This is a genomic window from Camelimonas lactis (genome assembly GCF_004342915.1).
Taxonomy (GTDB): Bacteria; Pseudomonadota; Alphaproteobacteria; order Rhizobiales; family Beijerinckiaceae; genus Camelimonas; species Camelimonas lactis.
Genome location: NZ_SLWL01000008.1, coordinates 119,558 through 139,646, shown reverse-complemented (window position 1 = coordinate 139,646; position 20,089 = coordinate 119,558). Strand labels below are relative to the sequence as shown.

Genomic DNA, 20,089 nt, shown 5'->3' with positions numbered 1-20,089 from the left:
TGATTGACATGGCTGCCGGGACGTTGAAATGTTCCATCCAGAGCAAGACGTCGTCGCCATCACCCGGCCGGCAGATCAACCGGCCAAGGTATCCGCTGCAATTTAGATTACGTTCAGGGGATGAAAGCAGGCAATTAACATGAAAGATTGCAGATAACCTGAAATCGGCCCAAAGAAATTTCAGGTTGCATTCCCATGTCACTCAGAATAATGGCGCGCGTTATTTGCTATACGCTATAATTTATCATGAATTCAACTCAATCAAATGAGTTGCAAGACGTAATAATCACTCACAATCTGCATCATCCCTCATTGTATCGAGGCGCATAATTATAAAAAATTACCTCTCGCAAATATATAAATAAAAATGAATTACGCAGAAATACAAGTTTTTCGCTATTCCGCGCCATGCCAAAGCTTGGTGCGTAAATAAAACAGCACAGTCAGGGGAACGCCTATGTCGACGACCGCTGCCGCCCGTTATTTATCCGCCCTGGCCGGGCACGGAATAGACTCGATCTTTGTCAACGCGGGAACGGACTTTGCGCCGATCGTCGAAGCCTACGCCGCCAACAGCAAAGCCGGCGGACCAGCTCTGCCCAGGCCGGTGATCTGCGCGCATGAGAACCTGGCTGGCGGGATGGCGCATGGCGCCGCCCTCATGTCGGGCCGGCCGCAGGCGATCATGCTCCATGTCAATGTCGGCACCGCCAACGCCGCCTGCGCGGTGGCCAACGCCGCGCGTGACCGGATTCCGCTGCTTGTCACCGCCGGTCGCTCGCCAATTCTCGAGAGCGGCGCGACCGGCGCGCGCGATCTGCCCATTCACTGGTCCCAGGAAATGTTTGACCAGGCTGGCCTGGTTCGGGAATTTGTCAAATGGGACTATGAGTTGCGCGATCCGCGCCAGGTGGACGCTGTGGTGGATCGGGCCATCAGCCTTGCATCCGCCCACCCCCGGGGCCCGGTTTATCTGTCGTTGCCGCGCGAAGTCCTGGCTGAACCGGCGGAAATAGCGCCAGGCAGACCGCCGCGCACCCCCGTTCCGGCGATTGTACAGCCTGATCCCGCGGCCATTGCGCTGCTGGCGGACCGGCTCGCATCCGCCAGGCTTCCGGTTTTTGTCACCACGGCAAGCGGCGCCGAGCGGGAATCCGTCGATCTGCTGGCAACGTGTTGCACCCGGTTTGGGATTGGGGTCGCCGATCCGTGGGCCCGCTATCTGAATATTCCTTCCAATCATCCGCACCGGGTGGGATCGGACGTGACCACGGTTCTGAACCAGGCCGACGTTGTCGTTTTTCTCGAGTCCGACGTTCCCTGGATAGAGGCGTGGGCAAAACCGTCACAGGATATGTTCATTGCCCAGGTCGGCGTTGATCCCCTGTTCTGCGCGTATCCGGTCAGATCACATCGTTCCGATCTCAATATTGGCGCCACGCCGGGAGCATTCCTGACAGAACTGATCGCGGCCCTGGAGAAACGCGCCGGCAATATTGACCCGGCGCGGTCAGAGCGTATCCGCGCGATGGCCGGCGCGCACCGGCAGACGGTGGAAACCCAGCGGAAAACTGAGACGGACGCCGCGCCGGACGCGCCGATCACCCGGGCGACCATCTCCGCCTTCCTTGGCGAATTACTCAGGGAAGACGACATTGTCTTCAACGAATACGTGGCGACGCCTGAACTACTGAACCGCACGGCGCCGGGGACCTATTACTTTCTGCCTGCCTCCGGCGGCCTGGGATGGGGGCTTCCCGCGGCTCTCGGCGCCAAATATGCGGCGCCGGAGCGGACCGTTATCGCGACGCTCGGCGACGGCGCCTACATGTTCGCCAATCCGGCGGCGTGCCACCACGCGTCCGCCAAGCACGATCTGCCCGTGCTGACTGTTCTGGCCAATAACAGCCACTGGTGGGCCGTGGATCTGGCGACGCAGCTTGTCTATCCCGACGGCAGGGCTGAAGCCGAAGACCGCTTTTCCAATCTCGCGCCATCGCCAGACTTCGCGGCTTATTGCATCGCCTCCGGCGGCCACGGCGTGACCGTGCGTCAGCGCAGCGAACTCAAAAGCGCTCTGGCCGAAGCGCTTCGCGTTGTCCGGGAAGAGCGGCGTCAGGCGCTGGTCGACGTCCGCTGCATCTGATCTCCCGGGATATCCCTGTTTCTTGCCTGCGCCGCGAGGAAACCCTTATGCGCTACAACTACGCTGAACTGTTTGCCGCCGTCGCGGCGGAAATGCCGGAGCGCGACTGCATCGTTTTCCGGAACCTGCGGCTGAGCTACGGCGATGTGGCCGCACGCGTCAATCGCCTGGCGAACCTGCTGCTGTCGCACGGCGTCACCATACAGCGGCCGCGCGCGGAACTGCGCCCCTGGGAATCCGGGCAGGATCATGTGGCGCTATACCTGTACAACGGCAATGAGTACGTTGAAGGCATGCTCGGCGCGGCAACCGCGCGCGCGGCCTCCTTCAACGTCAACTACCGGTATGTCGAAGCTGAACTCGCCTATCTGCTGAACGACGCCGCGACGAAGGCAATTATTTACCACGCGCGGTTCGCGCCGGTTCTCCAGCAGGCGCTTGGATCCTTGCGTGAGGCGCCAAAACTTCTGCTGCAGGTGGCGGACGACTCGGGCAACGCGCTGCTTCCTGGCGCCCTCGACTATGAGGAAGCGCTTGCTGCATCAAGCCCTGCCCGCCCGGCCGCGACGCCGGACCCTGACGACCTCTATGTGGTCTATACGGGCGGCACCACAGGGATGCCGAAAGGCGTCCTGTGGTCCCAGGGCAATATCATTGAAGGCGCCCTGGCGGGGGGGCTTCCCGAGGGCATTTTCAATGCGCCATCGCTCGCCGATGCGGTGGCGATGCTCGCGGCGGCCGACCGGCGCGTGTTGCTGCCGCTGCCGCCACTGATGCACGCCGCCGCCCAGTGGATGGCGATGGCCGCCTTCATGACCGGCAGCCTCATGGTGTTCCCCGATGTCGTCGACCGGCTCGATCCCGATTCAGTGTGGCGGATCATCGACAAGGAACGCGTGCAGTTCGTGAACCTGGTCGGCAACGCCTTCGCCACCCCCATGTGCGACGCATACGAACGCGGCGGCTATGATGGCGGCTCGTTACAGCGTATCGGCGTCGGCGGCGCCGTGACGAGCGCGTCGGTCAAGGACCGCATCCTGCGCCTCCTGCCCCACGCCGTTATCGGTGACGTGGCGGGCTCGTCGGAAACAGGTTCGCAACTTTCAAATCAGAGCGACAGTCAGGCCCCGGCGACCTCCGGCGTTTTTGCCCCGGCGCCTGGCGCCTGCGTGGTGGCCGATGATCACAGCCGCATTCTGGAGCCGGACAGCCCGGAAACAGGCTGGCTGGCCAGGCATGGGTTCATTCCGTTTGGCTATCTCGGGGACCCGGACAAGACCGCGCGGACGTTTCCCACGATTGATGGCGTGCGCATGGTTTTGGCCGGTGACCGCGCGCGGTGTCTCGCGGACGGGATGATCGAGCTTCTCGGCCGTGAATCGGTGACGATCAACTCCGGCGGAGAGAAGATTTTCGCCGAGGAGGTCGAGGATGCGCTGGCTGACAACGCCGCCATCCGGGATGTGGTTGTTGTCGGACGGCCGAGCGAACGCTGGGGTCAGGAAGTGGTCGCCATTGTCGAGCTGGCGCCCGGGCAGGATGCGTCGGACGAGGAGTTGCTCGCGGGCGCCCGCAGGCGACTTGCCGGTTACAAGCTGCCAAAGGCGATCATCCGCGTCGCAGCCGTGGTCCGCAGCCCGGCCGGCAAGGCCGATTATGGCTGGGCCCGTAAGGCTGCCGCCCAGGCCATCCCTGCATAAGGACAACGGGCATGCGCCACGGTAAGGCCGGATTCGATACGCCTTCCCATCAACGCCCGATCGCCCGGAGCATTTTGGCGCCGGCCACCGCTTCTTCGCCTGTTTCGCCGGAGCGCATTGGCGGCGGCGGAGGCCGCTGCCTGGCTGGGTTGAGTCCGCTCGTCCGGCCGGAGGCAAAACATGACGTCAGGGGGAAACGATGAGGAAACGGATGATAACCGGAGCGGTGCTGGCGGCGGCAATGACCGTGACCGGCGCCGGCGCCCAGGAGGGGAATACCCCAGCCGCAACCGAAACCGTGGTCCGGATTCAGGATTACCCTGGCCTCGGCAACCTGCTGTACCGGGTCGCGGCCGCGAAGGGCTTTTGCGCGAAGCATGGAATTCGCTGCCAGATGCAGCCAATTCCGACCGTGCCGCTTGGCATTCAGGCCATGCTGGCGAAGAACATCGACGTGGCGTTCGCCTCGCCGGAAGTCACAATCAACGCGGCCGCCAAAGGCGCGGATTTCAAGGCCATCGGCGCCGGTTCGCAGCGAACCCCCTTGCAGATCGTTGTCCGCCCCGAGCTTGACGTTCCTGACGGTGATCAGGACTTCAAGCCGATGATGCAGGCCCTGAAGGGCAAGAAGATCGGCGTGCCCGTGCGGGGAGGCGCCGGCGAGCTGATGTTCATCATGATGGCGAATCTCGCCGGCCTCAAGGCGGGTGACTACACCTTCGTCGCGGTTGGATCGCCCAACACGTCCTATGGCGCGCTCAAATCGAAGCAGATTGACGCCAGCATGACCTTCGAGCCTTCAGCGTCCATCTGTGAGGTCATCAAGGACTGCAAGGTGGTTTATGTGGGATCGCGGGCAACCGGGCCGAAGGAAATCACCGGAACCAACGGCGCCTCGTCGCTGCTTCTTGTCACCGGGGAGATGATCGCGCGTGCGCCAGCCACGATCAGGGCCATTCTGGCGGCGGGCCATGAAGCGGAGACTTTCATACAGAACCCGGCGAACTTTGGTGAAGTCGTCGCCATCGCCAGCCAAAATTCAAAGATGAATATACCACACGGTGATGAGGTGTTGGCGGCCTCGCTGAAAGCTGTGCTGCCCTCCCTCAAAATGGGTCTGTCCCGGGCGGCCCTGAAGCAGATCGCCGCCAACATCACGACTGTGGGCCAGCTGCCGCAGCCGTTCGACACCGACACGCTGGTCTACAACGAGGCCGCGCTGGCCGGAGGCGGCCAATGAGCCGGCCCGTGGGGTTGGCCCAGACGGCGCCGGCCCATGAGCATATTGCCGCCGTGAACCTGCCGCCAACCATCGCCATCCGCGACCTGACCATGCGTTTCGGCGCCGGCACGGCGGACGCCGTGCTCGCCGTCGACAATGTTTCCCTGTCGCTGGCCCCGGGCGAGTTCGTCTCGCTGGTCGGACCAAGCGGCTGTGGCAAGACCACCATTCTCAACCTGCTGACCGGGCTGCTGAAGGAGGAGGCGGACGGCGACGTCCGCGTCCTCGGCAGGCCGCCGCGTGAAGGCAACCCCGACATCGCCTACATGCTGGCGCGCGACAGCCTGCTGCCCTGGCGCACCGCGCTCGACAACGCCGCCTTCGGCATGGAGGTGCGCGGCCTGCCAAGGCGCGAGCGCGAAAGCCGGGCGCGCGACCTGCTGCAGCAGGTCGGCCTTGGTGATTTCGCCGACAAGTTCCCCAAGGCCCTGTCGCACGGCATGCGCCAGCGCTGCGCCCTTGCCCGGACCTTCGCCCTCGACAGCCCGGTGCTGCTGATGGATGAGCCGTTCGGCGCGCTCGACGCCCAGACCAAGCTGACCCTCGAAGACCTGCTGATGCAGCTGTGGTCAGCCCATCGCAAGACCGTCGTGTTCGTCACCCATGATCTCGCCGAAGCCATCGCACTGTCCGACCGGGTGATCGTCATGAGCGCCCGCCCGGGACGCATCGTCGCCGACGTCGCCATCGACCTGCCGCGCCCGCGCGACGTGCGCAAGCTGCAGACCGATCACCGCTTCCACGATCTCTACGCCAAACTCTGGCGCCTGCTTGAACAGGGGGCGGCCGCCCATGAGTAAACCGTTCCGCATCACCCGGGCTCGCGTCCCTGGACACGTCGTCTTCATCGTCGCGCTCGTCGCCCTGTGGGAGTTCCTGGGCGCGCGCGGCGTCATTGACCCCACCTTCGCTGGCCGTCCCTCCGGCATCGCCAGCTATCTGTGGCGCGGCTTCATCACCGACCGCAACCTGTGGAACGACCTGTCCTACACCCTCGCCGCCGCCGCCATCGCCTTCGTCGGCGGCAGCCTCACCGCCATCCTGGCCGGCCTGCTGTTCACCATGCTGCCGGGGCTCCACCGCGCCTGCGAGCCCTATCTCTCGCTGCTGAACGCCATGCCGCGCATCGCCCTCGTGCCGCTGTTCCTGCTCTGGTTCGGCCTTGGCATCGGCTCCAAGATCGCGGTGGCCGTCAGCCTGACCTTTTTCATCGTGCTGGCGGCGACGGTCGCGGGCATTCGCGGCGTCAACAGCGACCATCTGGTGCTGTCGCGGGCGTTGGGCGCAACGCCGGGGCAGATCTTTTTCAAGGTGACGCTGCCGTCGGCGGTGCCGGTGATCTTCTCGGGCCTCAGGCTCGGGCTGGTCTACGCCCTGCTCGGCGTGGTTGGCGCGGAGCTGATCGCCGCCGAGCACGGGCTCGGCCAGGTGCTGGCCTATTTGCAATCAACCTTCGACATGGACGGCGTCATGGCCCTGCTGTTGCTGCTCGCCCTGCTCGGCCTCTCCATCACCGTCGCCATGAACTGGATCGAGAAAAAGCTGCTCGTCTGGCAGTAATCCCGGCCCATGCCGGAAGCAGATACAGGATCACCACGTGCATCACGCGCCGCCGCCGGGATTGCTTCACCAACAACATGCGCCAGGCGCGCACCGTGACATTCAACAACAAACGGGGGAACAGCAATGAAGCATTCAATAACGCAGACGGCCGTTCTGGCCGGTTTTCTGGGCGGCATGTTCGCAGCTGCGCCGGCCACGGCGGCGGACAAGCCAGCCTACAGCCCAGGCGCGTCCGATACGGAAATCCGCCTGGGCAGCACCACAGCCTATAGCGGGCCTGTCTCCGCTTACGGCGCGGGCGGCCGCACGGCCAAGGCGTTCTTTGATATGATCAACGCCAATGGCGGCATTAATGGGCGCAAGATCACATTTATCAGTCTTGATGACGCCTACAGTCCGCCAAAGGCGCTGGAGCAAACGCGCAAACTGGTTGAAAGCGACAATGTTCTGCTGATTTTCGGCGTCTCCGGCACCCCGACCAATACAGCGACACAGAAGTATCTGAACAACAAGCAGGTGCCCCAGGTGCTGATCACCACGGGAGCCAACAAGTTCAATAATCCCAAGGTCTATCCATGGACCATGCCGTTCTGGCCATCCTACGCGCTCGAACAGAAAACGTATGTTGATTACATCCTGAAGCAGAAGCCGGATGCAAAGATCGGCGTGCTCCATGCCAACGACGACTACGGCAAGGATCACCTGAACGGTGTTCGCGCGGCGCTTGAGGCGCACGGCAAGTCGAAGGCGCTTGTCAGCGTCCAGGCCTATGAAACCTCTGACCCTGTCGTCGACTCGCAGATCCTCAACCTGAAAAACTCCGGCGCCGACGTGTTCATCAGCGCCACGACCCCGAAATTCGCAGCCCAGGCGATGCGCAAGGCCCACGAGATCGGCTGGAAGCCGCTGCAGTTTGTCACCAACGCCTCCGCTTCCATCAGCCATGTGCTGACGCCCGCCGGAGTCGAAGCTTCAACCGGCGTCATCACCGGGAACTTCGCCAAAGCGCCCGACGACCCGGACCTCGTCAACGATCCGGAAGTCAAAGACTACCTCGCGTTCATGAAGAAATGGGCGCCGCAGGAGAACCCGAAGGATCTGACTTCGACCTATATCGTCGTCAACATGATGAAGCGCATTCTCGAGCGCGCCGGCGATAATCTGACCCGCGAAAACATCATGAAACTGGTCGGCAGCATCAACAATGAACGCATGCCAATGCAGCCGCAGAAGATCGTGCTGCACACCACGCCCGACGACTTCTCGGCTTACCAGTCGCTGCAATTGCAGAAATTCGACGGCAAGCGGTGGGTCAATATCGACTGAACCAGGTCTGGCGCGTGGACCATCACGCGCCAGTTCCCGGACGCCGCTTCGCCCTGCGCTGGCGCGGGTCCAGACGCCAGGGCGCCACCCAGACAGAGCCCGCTCAAACCAGTTTCATAACGGAACCCCACATGCCCACGTTCGACACGATTATTTACGAAAAGCCCGAGGCCAACATCGCCCGCATCTGGCTGAACCGGCCGGACGCCCGCAACGCCCAGGACACCCAGCTTCTTTACGAGCTGAACGACGCCTTCGACGCGGCCATGGCCGATAACCAGGTGAAAGTGGTTATCCTGGCGGCGAAGGGCCAGCACTTTTCCGCCGGACATGACCTGCGGGAGAAGGATGTCGAAAAAGGCCAACGCAAGCTGGTCGGCTCCTGGGGAGCAGACAATTGGGGGCCCGCAGACTGGGCCGGCGCGGAAGCCTATTATGCCCGGGAAAAGGAGATTTACGAAGGGTTCTGCCGACGCTGGCGCGATCTCGCCAAACCGACGATCGCATCCGTTCACGGCAAGGCCATCGCCGGCGGCCTCATGCTGATCTGGCCCTGTGACTTCGTGATCGCCAGCGACGACGCAACGTTCCAGGACAACACCATGTACATGGGCATTCCTGGCGTCGAATATTTTGCCCATGCCTGGGAGCTGGGCATTCGCAAGGCAAAAGAGTTCCTGATGACCGGCCAGCCGATCAGCGCTGAAGAGGCGCGGGCCGCCGGCATGGTGAACCGGGTGGTGACGCGCGATGCGCTTGAGGCCGAAACGCTGGCGTTCGCGCGCAGCCTCGCGGACAAGCCTGCATTTGCGCTCAAACTCGCCAAGGACGCGCTCAACGCCGTGTTCCACGCGCAGGGCTTCGAGAATGTGCAGCGGGCGGCCTTCAACGCCCACCACCTGGCGCACACGCACTATCGCCTGCACCAGAACGGCTCGTTCATCGACGCGGAGTTCATGAAGAACTTCCAGTCGAAGGCGAACAAAAAGTAGGCCAGGTCGCGCCCGGCATCGGCAACTTCCGCCTGGTTGCGCGCTGGCTGCGGATGGCTGGCGCCATGGAAATGTGATCAAGCGATGCGCCTTCGGGCGCATCGCGTTACTGGCGCGCCGCGTGACGCGTAAGCCGTGGCGCGGCTCCGCCCAGCAGGCGGACCAGTTGCTGTTTTTCTTACGGCCCCCGCCCTTCCGGGGCCGGCAGTTTGCTCAAGCTCCGCCAACCGTCGTAAATGATCACATGACCCCGGGCGCAGTTGGAAAAATCAGCCCCCCGCCAGACGTCTGCTGGCGCAGCCCGTTGGCCAGCCCCTGTTACGGATCGTGATTTATGGCGCATACAAAGACGACGCGGACTGAAACAGGGCGGCTTTCCAAAAACATGACGGCTCCGGCAACCAGGCCGCGCCAGCCGCGCCTGACCCGTCAGGAAAAGTCAGAACGTTCACGCGCGCTGATATGCGAGGCCGCAGCCGAAATTATTGGTGAATACGGCTACGCCGACGCCACCATCTCCCGCATCATGGAGCGGGCTGGCCTCGCGTGCGGAACTTTCTATGCTTATTTCGACAGCCGTCAGGACCTTTTCGATGTGTTGCTGCCGATGAAAGGCGAAGAAGTTCTCGACGCCCTGAACGCCGCCGCCAACAGCCCGCTCGGAATTGTTGAACTGGAAGCGCGCGCATTTCTGGACTTCTTTTTCTATGTACAGCAGCATCCATGGTTCTTCCGCCTCCTTCATGAGGCGCATGTGGCGACCCCCGAAGGCTACCGCCGTCATGTGAGCAACCTCCTTGTGCGCTATCGCAAACTGCTGGGACGTCACCATGACGCCGGGGAAATGCCTGGCTACGATAAAAATGAACTGGACACCCTGGCGTTTCTGCTGATGTCCGCCCGCGACTATGTTTACTCACACTCGGTGGCGGGGAGCGACGACGCCGCTGCGACAATCCGGAAAGCTGCGGCAACCTACAAAAAGTTCGTGGCGCACGGCCTGCGCGGCGCCGCCGGCGCTGAAACCGGACCGCCTTCCCCACCTGCGAGCCTCCGGAAAACGCCGCGTGTCCGGGGCCGGAAGCCGGAAAAACCGTGATCGCGAAGCTGGATAGGAACAGTGCGACGCGGCCGTTCAGCCTGAAACCGACTTGCCGGCCGTGTTGCCCATCAGTGATCCGGCAATGCCCGCGGCGCGGAAACATGCTCACGCCGCACGCCAAGCCCCAGCAACCATGCCGGCAATGCCTGGAGCGGCGGAATGATTTGCAGGAGGCGCACGACCGCCGGCGCGCGCGGCGCCTTTTCGCGCAGGGCTGCGCCAATGACCTTGCGGTGGACCGTGCGTTGTATGGCCTGGATTGTCCTGACCGCGAGCATCCGGCGCTTCTGCACGCGGTGCAGCAGCGGATCGGGATCAGCGCCGCGCGCGAGCGGCCCGGCCAGGATATTGGCGGCGGCGACCGCATCCTGGATCGCGAGATTGACGCCGACGCCGCCCACGGGCGACATGGCGTGCGCGGCGTCCCCGATGGCAAGCAGGCCGGGCCGGCTCCAGCGGGTCAGGCGGTCAAGGGATACGGTGAGAAGCTTCACCTCATCCCAGCTGGTAATGGCGCTGATATGCCCGGCAAGAACCGGGGCCGTCGCCGTGACGTCCGCCCGGAAATGCTCCAGGCCGCCGGCGCGCACGCGGTCAGCGCCCCCCTTTTCGATGACGCGCGCGCACTGGAAATAATCGCCGCGATCAATGGTCACGATCATCTCGCCCCTGTCGATATAACCCTGGGTGCGATTGTCGGGGGTGCGCGCCTTGGGCACGCGAAACCAGAGCACGTCTATGGGCGCGTCCAGATCCTGCCGGGGCAGCCTGGCGGCCTCACGCAGGACGGAGTCGCGTCCGTCAGCGGCGATGACCAGGGCGCCCTCAAGCATCTCGCCTGAAGCCAGCCGGACGCCTTCGATCCGGTCATTCCCCTCGATCAACCCGACGACTTCCGCTTCCATACGCAGGGAGAAAGCCGGAAACCGCCGCGCCTCCCCGGCCACGAAATCGAGAAAATGCCACTGCGGCATCATGGCCAGGAAGCGCGCGGGACCCGGGAGCCAGCTGAAATCGGCAATCCCGTATTCATGGCCGCCGATGACCGCGCCGATGCGCTCCACCTCGTTGTGTTCACGCGCGAGCAGGCCATCCAGAAGGCCAAGTTCGCTGAAGATATCCAGGGTCGAGGGGTGAACCGTGTCCCCCCGGAAATCCCTCAGAAAATCCCGATGCTTTTCCAGCACGACGGTTGGCGCGCCAGCGCGCGCGAACAGCAGCCCGGCCATCATTCCGGCTGGCCCCCCGCCTGCGATAATGACAGGACGTTTGTCGCGAACCATCATGGCGCCATTCCAGGTTTCAATTGCCGGGACAACAGCACAACCCATATGCAAATCGTTGGCGAGCGCGCCGGAACCGGCGTTCTGACCCCGGCATTCTGGGCTGCCCCATGGTCATGGCGCAAGACTGTCGACCCGCAACAACGCCGGACAGTCCAGTTGCATGGCGGAAGGCCGCCTGCGTCGAACGCCCGTGTGGGGCGCCCCTCGCGACATGGGCGTGCGCCCGGCCCGCTTCAGCCAGCCAGCGCCCGGATTACCTGTTCAGTGAAGCGGGCGGCGGCGACCGGCAGGGTGCGCCCCCGCAACTGGCCAACCACGGTCTGCGCGGGCGCCATGTCCCTGGCGTCGATCTCACGGGCAACCAGCCGCTGATCTTCTCGCGGAACTCCGGCGCGAATCTGGAAGGTCACCACGTGTTCGCGCATGGCGTAACCACGCATCACCTCGAATGATCCGGTTTCGAGCGCCACCTGCGCCGGCAGGGAGACGCGCGTGCGCGCCGCGTCCAGCAGATACCGGATGGCGAGGCTGCGATCAGGCATGACCACCGGCCAGCGCAGACAGTCGCGCAGCCGCACCGGCCCGGCGGTCGCCGCCAGCGGATGATCGGCGGCGACAATGGCGCAAACAGGCTGTTCCAGCACCAGCAATGGCATGAATTCTGGCGTGGGCGGCGGTTGCAGGACAACAGCAAGATCAGCTTCGAACGCGGTCAGGGCCGAAACCACATGGGCGTGGTCGCGCACCATGAGGCTGAACGAAACCAGCTGATGCGCGGCGCGATAGCGCGCGATCTGCGCTGGCAGGAATTCGTGGGCGAACGCCTGGCTGCAGGCCACCGACACATGGCCCCGCCGCTCGCCGGACAGATCGGCGATCTGCGAGCGGATACGGTCGAAATCCGAGAGCTGGTCGCGGATATGGCGCACGACAAGTTCGCCCGCCGGATTGAGGCGCATGCCCTGGGGCAAACGCTCAAACAGGGTTACCCCCATCTCCTGCTCGAAATCCTGGATTTTGCGGGTCAGCGCTGAAGGCGTCAGCGCCAGACGCTCGGCGCTTTTGCGGATCGAGCCGCTCTTCGCCACATCCAGAATGCAGGCGAACGTCCTGAGATGTTTCATTGTCCCCGCTTCCCTGAAGCCTGATCGCGGACCCACCGTTTTCATCCATCGTCCTGACGTGTTGCGTTTTATGAAACACATTGTTCAAAAACAAGCAATAGACTGCAACACGCGGGTAACCCACCCTGTTCCGGCGATCACATCACGCCGGAGACGTCCATGCCCGCCGATCTTGAGGACCTGCCGTTCGCCGACCTGCCAGCCCGGGTCGCCGCATACCGGGCCGGCCGCGATGCGCTTGCCGATCTGCGGGCGATTCACGCGGCGATCACCGCCGCCGCCAGTTCGCACATATGGATTTCCGTGACGCCGCTCGCTGTCATCGAAACAATGCTGGCCGCGGCGAGCCGCCGTCTGAAGGCCGGGGAGGACCTGCCGCTATATGGCGTCCCCTTCGCCGTGAAGGACAATATCGACGTCGCCGGCCTGCCGACGACCGCCGCCTGCCCCGCTTTCGCTTTCACGCCGGCGTCCTCCGCAACGGCCGTGTCCCGTCTGGTTGCGGCCGGCGCCATTCCGGTCGGGAAGACCAACCTCGACCAGTTCGCCACCGGGCTGAACGGCACGCGCTCTCCTTATGGCATTCCAGCGTCGGCGCTCGATCCGGCGCGGGTTTCCGGTGGATCCAGTTCCGGCTCGGCCGTCGCCGTCGCCGCAGGTGTCGTCCCCTTTGCCCTTGGCACCGACACGGCCGGCTCGGGCCGGGTTCCCGCCGCCTTCAACAATGTGGTCGGGATGAAGCCCACGAAGGGCCTGATCAGCACGACCGGCGTGACGCCAGCCTGCCGCAGCCTCGATTGCGTCTGCGTGTTCGCGGCGACCGTCGCCGACGCCCTGCTGGTCACCCGCATCATCACAGGTTTTGACGCCGCCGACCCGTATGCGCGCCGCGCCCCGGCGGATGCGCTGGCGACGCCGGCCGTGGCGCCCTTCCGTTTTGGCGTTCTGGACGCAGCGACCCTGGCGTCATGCGACGCCGTCGTCCAGGCGGCTTACGCCCGCTCCATCTCGCGGCTGGAAGCCATGGGCGGAACCGCCGTGGCCATCGACTGGGCGCCCCTGCGAGACGCGGCCTCCCTGCTCTATGATGGCCCATGGGTCGCCGAGCGACTGGCGGCGGTTGGCGGATTTATGGCTGACAACGCGCCTGAGGTTCATCCAGCGGTGCGCGACGTCATCGCCAGAGGCGCAAACTGGTCCGCCGCCGACGCCTTCAAGGCGCAATACCGGCTCGCCGCGCTGATCCGCCAGGCTGAAACGGTCTGGAACGCCGTTGATATCGTCCTGACCCCGACCGCGCCGGAGCATCCATCCATCGACGCCATGCTGGCCGACCCCGTCGGCCTCAACGCCCGGCTTGGCCTGTTCACCAATTTCGTCAACCTGATGGACCTGGCCGCCCTGGCCGTTCCGTCCGACCTGACCTCAGCCGGGCGTCCCGCCGGCGTCACCCTTGTCGGTCCCGCCTTCAGCGATGGCAGGCTCGCCGCCATCGGCGACCTGCTGCACCGCGCCGTGCCGGCGGCCTCTCTCGGGGCGACCCGGCGGGCGCTGGCGGCGACGGCGCCAGTGGCCGCATCGCCACGCGCCGGCGTCACGCTGGCTGTCGTCGGCGCCCATCTGCGCGGCGAGCCACTGAACTGGCAATTGACCGATCGCAACGCCGAATTTCTGGGCGCCGCAAAAACAGGCGCCGGCTACAGCCTTTATGCACTTGCAGGAACCACGCCGCCCAAGCCTGGCCTGTTGCGCGACGGCGGCGCGGGCGGCGTCGCCCTGGAGTTGTGGCGGCTCACACCGGAAGCCTTTGGCACGTTTGTTGCTGGGATACCTGCGCCACTGGGCATTGGCTCGGTGGAACTGGAGGACGGCTCCGTCGTGAAAGGCTTTCTCTGCGAACCCCACGCCATCGCTGGCGCGCGTGACATCACCATTTTTGGCGGCTGGCGCGCCTTCCTGACCGCCGCCAGGGCGGCCTGACCGGCGCCAGGCCCGAAACCCGCCTGAATCCAGGCAAAGGAGCCACATCATGATCCAGCGCAGACAGTTCCTGATGGGCGCCATGGCCGCCCTCGCCGCCCCGGCCGTCATCAGCACCGGCGTCCGCGCCCAGTCCGGCAAGCCGGTCGTCATCCGCATGGGCGCGCTCAAGCTCATCCACTCCATCGCGCCGTATTTCTACGAGCAGTTCACCCCAGCCGGTTACCGCATCGACGTCGTGCCGTTCGAAAGCCCTACCGAGGGCAAGAACGCCGTGGTCACGAAGTCCGTCGATTTCGGCATGTTCGGCATCGCCGCCGGGCTGCTCGGCGCCTCGGCCGGCGAGCCCGTGGCGCTGATCGCCGGCGCCTGCAACAAGGGCGTCGGCGTCGTCGCCGGCAAGAACAGCGAGATCAACTCCATCCGGGACCTCAAGGGCAAGCGCGTCGCCATCTGGCCCGGCTCCACCCAGGAAATGTTCATCCTCGAACGCCTTTCCCAGGAAGGCATGTCGGTGAAGGACATCACCCCGGTGCGCATTTCCTTCTCGGAAATGCACGCGGCGCTCGCCCGGGGCGACGTCGACGCCTATGTGGGCGCCGAGCCGGGTCCCGGCGTCAGCCTCGCCACTGGCGTCGGCAAGATCGTCGAATACCCCTATGGCACGCCGCTGGGGGCGCTGAACATGATCACCGCCACCCACAAGGACACGCTGGCGGCGCGGCCGGAGCAGGTGAAGGTGCTGCTGGAGGTGCACCGCAAGGCCTGCGAATTCGCCATGGCCAACCGCGACCGCATGGCCGCGATGGCGGTGGCGAAGCTGGGCCAGAAGCCGGACGCCATCGCCCGCTCCGTGCCCAATGTCGATCTGGTGTGGGACTTCACGCCCGAGGATCGCAAGCGCGGCGAAACCTATGCCCAGCGCATGCTCGATCTGAAGCAGATCCGCCGGCTGCCGGATTTCGCCGCCTTCTTCCAGACCGCCGCCATTGACCAGATTGGAGGACGCGCATGAGCATCGTCATGCAAGGGGCGCCGCCCGCCATGCGCGGTCATGGCCGCGTCTCCACGGCGCGCCTGCGGGCGCTCGGCGGCCGCGCCGGCCAGGTCGCCCTGGCGCTGGCCTTTCCCGCCGCCATCCTGACCGGGTGGCACTTCGCCACCGCCGGCGAAGCCTATAGCCTGGTGCCGCCGCCGGCGGAAGTCGCCCGCGCCTTCTGGGACCTCGCCTTCGGCGGAATTAACGACGACGCCTTCAGCCAGACGTTGCTGACCCACGTGCTGGCGTCGGTGGGGCGGGTGCTTGGCGGCTTCGGTCTCGCCGTGCTCGCAGCGCTGCCGCTTGGCCTGCTGATCGGCCGCGTGCCGTTCGTGCGCCAGATGCTGGACCCGACCCTGCAACTGCTGCGGCCAATTCCGGTGACCGCCTGGCTGCCGCTGGCGATGATCCTGTTCGGCATCGGTCCGCGCTCGGCGTTCTTCCTGGTGTTTCTCGGCGCGTTCTATCCCATCCTCGTCAATACGGTGTTCGGCGTGCGCGCCGTCGAGGCGCGGCTGTTCGAAGCCGCGAGCATGCTCGGCTGCAAGGGGCCGGCGCAGTTTGCCCGCGTGGTGCTGCCGGCCTCGCTGCCGGCGATCTTCACCGGTCTGCGTCTTGGCCTTGGTTTCGCGTGGGTGGTGATCGTCATCGGTGAGATGACCGGCGTCCAGACCGGCCTCGGCGCCATCATCATGGAAGCCCGCCAGCTCTCGCGCACGGAGATCGTCATCGCCGGCATGGTCGCCATCGGCGCGCTCGGCTTCATTTCCGACCGCCTCGTCATGCTGCTCGGCCGCCGCCTGCTGTCCTGGAGTCCGAACCATGTCTGAACCGACCATTCCGATCCTCGAAATGCGCAATGTCAGCAAGACGTTCGACTTCTCGGGGCAGCGCATCCAGGCGCTCTCCGGCGCCAGCCTCACGGTGCGCAAGGGCGAATTCATCTGCCTCATCGGCGCCTCGGGCTGCGGCAAGTCCACGCTGCTGCGCATCGCCGCCGGTTTCGAGCAACCAACCTCCGGCGAGGCGCTGATGTGGGGCAAGCCAATCGACGGCCCGGACCCGTCGCGCGGCATGGTGTTTCAGGACTACGGCCTGTTTCCCTGGCTGACCGTGCGCGGCAATATCGGCTTCGGCCTCGCCGCTCGCGGCCGGCCGAAGGCCGAAATCCAGGACACGGTCAGCCGCTACGTCGACATGGTCGGCCTCGGCAAGTTCGCCGACGCCTGGCCACACCAGCTCTCCGGCGGCATGAAGCAGCGCGTCGCCATCGCCCGTGTGCTGGCCAACGACGCGGAAGTGGTTCTGATGGACGAACCCTTTGGCGCCCTCGACGCCATGACCCGCGACCGCCTCCAGGACGAGTTGCTGGAGCTGTGGGCCAGCACGGGGCTGACCGTGCTGTTCGTCACCCACTCCATCGAGGAGGCGGTGTTCCTGTCCGACCGCGTGGTGGCCATGTCGCCGGGACCCGGGCGCATCGACAGCGAACTGCAGCTGGATCTGCCGCGCCCCCGCGACGTCGCCTCGCCCACGTTCAACGCCATTCGCGGCGATCTGAACCAGCGCCTGCACAGCCACCATGCCCGCAGGGCGGCGTGATCCGGCAAACCATCCATGGCGGCCATCCATGGCAAGTGATCATGCCATGGCAAGCGATCATGCGGAGCGGCGCGCGCTTCGCATGATGAAACGGCCTCCGCACCGCCACCGCAGGAGTGGTCATGACCAATGCAGCAGCCCGGGACGTCCCGCGCCCGCGGCCGGACGAGGCCTGGCGCGACTGGACGAAGGCGGAGCTGGACGCCGCCTACGACAACTCGGCCGCCGTGACCGACAGCGCCGCCTGGCTGGCGCAATGGGCGGCGCGGAGCGCGGCGCTCAGGGCGCGACAGCCAGAACTGCTCGACCTTCCCTATGGTCCCGGCGATCGCACCCGCCTCGATATCTTCCGCTGCGGCCAGAACAATGCGCCGCTGTTCGTCTTCGTCCACGGCGGTTACTGGCAGCGCAACAGCAAGGCGGTTTTCTCCTGCATGGCCGAGGGACTGCTGGCCCATGGCGTCGATGTGGCCCTGCCCGGCTACACGCTGGCGCCGGAAGCCTCGCTGACGCAGATCGTCGGTGAAATTCGCGCGGCGATCCGCTGGCTGCGCAACGATGGCGCCGCGCTCAATGTGGCGCAGGGCCGGCTGATGGCGTCTGGGTGGTCGGCCGGCGGCCATCTGGCCGCCTCCTGCCTCGACATGCCGGAAGTGGACGCCGTGCTCGCCATTTCGGGCATCCACGATCTGGCGCCCGTCGCCGCCTGTCATCTGAACGACGCCCTGCGGCTGTTGCCGGGCGAGATCGCCAGCCTCAGCCCGATCAACAACCTGTCCCGCCGGACGTCGGGGAAGTCCACGCCCCTGGCGCTGGCTTGGGGAACGCATGAACTGCCGGAACTGCAACGCCAGTCCGGGGCTTTCGCCAGGGCCTGCGCCGCCGTGAGCCGGCCCTGCGTGACCGCCCCGATCGTGGGGGCCAATCACTTCACCATTCTCCAGGAACTCGTCCGCCCCGACGGCGCGCTCACCGCCCTGGCGCTCGATCTGTTGCGCCAGCGCCAGCACGTGGATGGCTGAACCCAGGCCGAGCGCATCAACCGCGTCGCCGCGCCCTGGCGACGCTCGCGCAAATGGCGGACGGCGTCGTTCTGTTCGCAGGACGCCTGCACGCCCGGATGCCTCGCCCGGAAATCGTGATCAGGGCTTCATGGCCGGTATGCGAGAAGCGGAAGGGGTCTGGCCCCACGGCAAGGCCACGGCCATAATGCCGGCCTGGCGCAGAACGCCAGCTCGCCCGGATCGGGTGGAAAGGCGCGCATGACGACACTTGTTGCCATTCTCGGCGGCGTCGGGCTGTTCCTGCTCGGCATGACCGTCATGACCGACAGCCTGAAATCCCTCGCGGGCTCCTCGCTGCGCGCTGTGCTTGGCAAGGCTGCGGCGACGCCGGTTTCCGGCGCCTTCTGGGGCGCGATCGTCACGCTGCTCGTGCAGTCCTCAAGCGCCGTGACCATGACGACCATCGGCCTGGTCAACGCCGGCCTTCTGACTTTTCCCCAAGGGCTCGGCCTGGTGTTTGGCGCCAACGTTGGCACCACGGGCACCGGCTGGCTGGTGGCCCTGATCGGGGTGCGGGTGTCGCTGTCCGCTTATGCGCTGCCCCTGATCTTTGTCGGGGCGCTGACGCGGCTGCTGGCCAGCGGACGGATCGCGGCGGGCGGCGGCGCCCTCGCCGGCTTCGCGCTGGTGCTCTATGGCCTGACGACCCTCCAGCAGGGCATGGGCGGTCTTGCCGAAAGCCTGAACCCCGCTGACCTTCCGGCTGTGCTGGGCATGCCTGGGGTCAGCTGGTTTTCCGGCGTCAGCGGCCTGCTGACGCTGGTCCTCGTCGGCCTCGCCATGACCGCGGTGATGCAGTCGTCAACCGCCGCCATCGCCGTGACCATTTCCGCCTTTTTCGCTGGAGCGGTTAGCCTTGAGCAGGGCGCGGCGCTGATCATCGGCCAAAACATCGGCACGGCGACGAGCTCGGCCCTGGCGGCCATCGGCGCCAGCGTCACCGCCAAACGCCTCGCCCTGGCCTATGTGCTGTTCAAGCTGATCGCCGCGCTCATCGCCATCGTCGCTTTTCCGCTGACCACGCGGTTGATGCAGGGCCTGTCATCGACGCTCGACGGCACGACCCTGCTCGCCGCCTATCACACCGCCTACAACGTCGTGGGCGTCGCCGTGCTTTTGCCCGCCACCCGGTGGTTTGCCCGCACTGTCACCCGGATGCTGCCATCCCGGGAAACGCCGCTGGAGCGCGCGCTTGACCCAAGCGCCCTCGCCAGCCCGGTGATCGCCATCGAAACCGCGCGGCGGGTCGTGGCGGATGTGCTGGGGACCACCGCCGCTTCAGCGTCCGCCGCCCTCGCGGGCCACCGGGACGCCCCGGACGCCGCGACCGCGGCGACCACGCTGGCTGACGTGCGGCGGTTTCTCTCCGCGCTGAAGGAGCCGCCGGAAACCGGAGAAGAGCGCTTCCGCCTGACCAGCACGCTCCACGCCCTCGACCACGCCGCGCGCCTGGCCGAGGCGGTGGCGGCTGGCGAACTGCGCGGCGTGGCCGCGCCCGGCTCGCCTGAAGGCGACGCCGCCGCGCTTTGCGACATCACCTTGCGCAACGCGCAGTTCATTGCCGATGCGATTACCGCCGAAAGCGCCCTCAGCGCCCAGGCCACGCCCATCGGTTGGGGGATGTCAGCGGCGGAAGATACGGCGCTGGCTGAAATGGCCGCGGCCGCCAGAAAGCTCCAGACGATGCAGCGCGAGGGCCGCGCCAGCGTGCTGGCCGCCGTGGCGCCTGGCGCCCTCACCGCATCGGAAGCGTTCGCGCGGATCGAAACCATGCGCCGTCTGGACCAGATCGCCAGCCATGCGTGGCGCACGTCAGCCCATCTGCTGGGCCAGGGTGAACCAGTCGTCATCGGCAGGAACGCCTGACCGGAAAACCTGAACCC

At 65.5% G+C, this 20,089-nt stretch carries 17 protein-coding genes and 1 pseudogene; 15 read left to right on the top strand and 3 right to left on the bottom strand.

Going from position 1 to position 20,089, the window contains the following annotated elements; genetic code table 11:
- The first annotated feature begins 457 nt into the window (after positions 1–457).
- From EV666_RS10495 to EV666_RS18880, 8 genes and pseudogenes are all read left to right on the top strand, one after another.
- The gene (locus EV666_RS10495; protein WP_132007201.1) at positions 458–2,146 is read left to right on the top strand and encodes a thiamine pyrophosphate-requiring protein; all 1,689 of its coding nucleotides are present in this window, start codon (positions 458–460) and stop codon (positions 2,144–2,146) included.
- Positions 2,147–2,193: 47 nt separating this feature from the next.
- Positions 2,194–3,846 carry an AMP-binding protein gene (locus tag EV666_RS10490; protein WP_132007198.1) on the top strand — a complete coding sequence of 551 codons (1,653 nt, stop codon included), beginning with the start codon at positions 2,194–2,196 and terminating at the stop codon, positions 3,844–3,846.
- Positions 3,847–4,057: 211 nt separating this feature from the next.
- The gene (locus EV666_RS10485; protein WP_165909970.1) at positions 4,058–5,086 is read left to right on the top strand and encodes an ABC transporter substrate-binding protein; all 1,029 of its coding nucleotides are present in this window, start codon (positions 4,058–4,060) and stop codon (positions 5,084–5,086) included.
- Positions 5,083–5,928, top strand: a complete 846-nt coding sequence (locus EV666_RS10480; protein ID WP_245514353.1) for an ABC transporter ATP-binding protein — start codon at positions 5,083–5,085, stop codon at positions 5,926–5,928. Before EV666_RS10485 ends, EV666_RS10480 begins: the two co-directional genes overlap by 4 nt.
- Positions 5,921–6,688 (top strand): ABC transporter permease, encoded by a 768-nt coding sequence (locus tag EV666_RS10475; protein WP_132007192.1) that lies wholly within the window; start codon positions 5,921–5,923, stop codon positions 6,686–6,688. The genes EV666_RS10480 and EV666_RS10475 overlap by 8 nt, the downstream gene beginning before the upstream one ends.
- A gap of 126 nt (positions 6,689–6,814) precedes the next feature.
- Complete coding sequence (locus EV666_RS10470) at positions 6,815–8,017, top strand: ABC transporter substrate-binding protein (RefSeq protein ID WP_132007189.1); 1,203 nt, start codon at positions 6,815–6,817, stop codon at positions 8,015–8,017.
- A 131-nt stretch (positions 8,018–8,148) separates the two neighbouring features.
- On the top strand, positions 8,149–9,009 hold the full coding sequence (locus tag EV666_RS10465; RefSeq protein WP_132007186.1) for an enoyl-CoA hydratase: 861 nt from the start codon (positions 8,149–8,151) through the stop codon (positions 9,007–9,009).
- A 334-nt stretch (positions 9,010–9,343) separates the two neighbouring features.
- A pseudogene (locus EV666_RS18880) lies at positions 9,344–9,544 on the top strand (hypothetical protein); the annotation flags it as partial.
- Here EV666_RS18880 and EV666_RS18635 read toward each other — a convergent pair.
- Positions 9,458–9,793, bottom strand: coding sequence for a hypothetical protein (locus EV666_RS18635; protein ID WP_245514352.1), 336 nt, complete (start codon positions 9,791–9,793; stop codon positions 9,458–9,460). The pseudogene EV666_RS18880 and the gene EV666_RS18635 sit on opposite strands and share 87 nt — an antisense overlap.
- Between EV666_RS18635 and EV666_RS18630 the strand changes: the two genes are divergently transcribed.
- Positions 9,794–10,108: a hypothetical protein gene (locus EV666_RS18630; protein ID WP_245514351.1), complete on the top strand. Its 315-nt coding sequence runs from the start codon at positions 9,794–9,796 to the stop codon at positions 10,106–10,108.
- A gap of 71 nt (positions 10,109–10,179) precedes the next feature.
- On the opposite strand, the gene EV666_RS10455 is transcribed toward EV666_RS18630, so the two are convergent.
- Positions 10,180–11,397 (bottom strand): FAD-dependent oxidoreductase, encoded by a 1,218-nt coding sequence (locus EV666_RS10455; protein WP_245514350.1) that lies wholly within the window; start codon positions 11,395–11,397, stop codon positions 10,180–10,182.
- 233 nt (positions 11,398–11,630) lie between these two features.
- On the bottom strand, positions 11,631–12,521 hold the full coding sequence (locus EV666_RS10450; RefSeq protein ID WP_132007180.1) for a LysR family transcriptional regulator: 891 nt from the start codon (positions 12,519–12,521) through the stop codon (positions 11,631–11,633).
- Positions 12,522–12,680: 159 nt separating this feature from the next.
- Here EV666_RS10450 and atzF point away from each other — a divergent pair, with 159 nt between their 5' ends.
- The 6 genes from atzF (at position 12,681) to EV666_RS10420 (ending at position 20,072) form a co-directional block, all read left to right on the top strand.
- The gene (gene atzF, locus EV666_RS10445; protein WP_132007177.1) at positions 12,681–14,501 is read left to right on the top strand and encodes an allophanate hydrolase; all 1,821 of its coding nucleotides are present in this window, start codon (positions 12,681–12,683) and stop codon (positions 14,499–14,501) included.
- Between the two features lie 49 nt (positions 14,502–14,550).
- Positions 14,551–15,516: an ABC transporter substrate-binding protein gene (locus tag EV666_RS10440; RefSeq protein ID WP_132007174.1), complete on the top strand. Its 966-nt coding sequence runs from the start codon at positions 14,551–14,553 to the stop codon at positions 15,514–15,516.
- The gene (locus EV666_RS10435; protein ID WP_132007171.1) at positions 15,513–16,370 is read left to right on the top strand and encodes an ABC transporter permease; all 858 of its coding nucleotides are present in this window, start codon (positions 15,513–15,515) and stop codon (positions 16,368–16,370) included. Before EV666_RS10440 ends, EV666_RS10435 begins: the two co-directional genes overlap by 4 nt.
- Entirely contained in the window at positions 16,363–17,142 is a 780-nt protein-coding gene (locus tag EV666_RS10430; protein WP_132007168.1) for an ABC transporter ATP-binding protein, read from the top strand. Before EV666_RS10435 ends, EV666_RS10430 begins: the two co-directional genes overlap by 8 nt.
- Positions 17,143–17,264: 122 nt before the next feature.
- Positions 17,265–18,164 carry an alpha/beta hydrolase gene (locus EV666_RS10425; protein WP_132007165.1) on the top strand — a complete coding sequence of 300 codons (900 nt, stop codon included), beginning with the start codon at positions 17,265–17,267 and terminating at the stop codon, positions 18,162–18,164.
- 240 nt (positions 18,165–18,404) lie between these two features.
- Positions 18,405–20,072, top strand: a complete 1,668-nt coding sequence (locus EV666_RS10420; RefSeq protein WP_132007162.1) for a Na/Pi cotransporter family protein — start codon at positions 18,405–18,407, stop codon at positions 20,070–20,072.
- The last annotated feature ends 17 nt before the right edge of the window (positions 20,073–20,089 follow it).

Coding starts and splice junctions, on each gene's coding strand:
- EV666_RS10440 (WP_132007174.1), top strand. CDS start 14,551: ATGATCCAGCGCAGACAGTTCCTGATGGGCGCCATGGCCGCCCTCGCC.
- EV666_RS10435 (WP_132007171.1), top strand. CDS start 15,513: ATGAGCATCGTCATGCAAGGGGCGCCGCCCGCCATGCGCGGTCATGGC.
- EV666_RS10475 (WP_132007192.1), top strand. CDS start 5,921: ATGAGTAAACCGTTCCGCATCACCCGGGCTCGCGTCCCTGGACACGTC.
- atzF (WP_132007177.1), top strand. CDS start 12,681: ATGCCCGCCGATCTTGAGGACCTGCCGTTCGCCGACCTGCCAGCCCGG.
- EV666_RS10495 (WP_132007201.1), top strand. CDS start 458: ATGTCGACGACCGCTGCCGCCCGTTATTTATCCGCCCTGGCCGGGCAC.
- EV666_RS10430 (WP_132007168.1), top strand. CDS start 16,363: ATGTCTGAACCGACCATTCCGATCCTCGAAATGCGCAATGTCAGCAAG.
- EV666_RS10450 (WP_132007180.1), bottom strand. CDS start 12,521: ATGAAACATCTCAGGACGTTCGCCTGCATTCTGGATGTGGCGAAGAGC.
- EV666_RS10480 (WP_245514353.1), top strand. CDS start 5,083: ATGAGCCGGCCCGTGGGGTTGGCCCAGACGGCGCCGGCCCATGAGCAT.
- EV666_RS10425 (WP_132007165.1), top strand. CDS start 17,265: ATGACCAATGCAGCAGCCCGGGACGTCCCGCGCCCGCGGCCGGACGAG.
- EV666_RS10485 (WP_165909970.1), top strand. CDS start 4,058: ATGATAACCGGAGCGGTGCTGGCGGCGGCAATGACCGTGACCGGCGCC.
- EV666_RS10420 (WP_132007162.1), top strand. CDS start 18,405: ATGACGACACTTGTTGCCATTCTCGGCGGCGTCGGGCTGTTCCTGCTC.
- EV666_RS18635 (WP_245514352.1), bottom strand. CDS start 9,793: ATGACGGCGGTAGCCTTCGGGGGTCGCCACATGCGCCTCATGAAGGAG.
- EV666_RS10470 (WP_132007189.1), top strand. CDS start 6,815: ATGAAGCATTCAATAACGCAGACGGCCGTTCTGGCCGGTTTTCTGGGC.
- EV666_RS10455 (WP_245514350.1), bottom strand. CDS start 11,397: ATGATGGTTCGCGACAAACGTCCTGTCATTATCGCAGGCGGGGGGCCA.
- EV666_RS10490 (WP_132007198.1), top strand. CDS start 2,194: ATGCGCTACAACTACGCTGAACTGTTTGCCGCCGTCGCGGCGGAAATG.
- EV666_RS10465 (WP_132007186.1), top strand. CDS start 8,149: ATGCCCACGTTCGACACGATTATTTACGAAAAGCCCGAGGCCAACATC.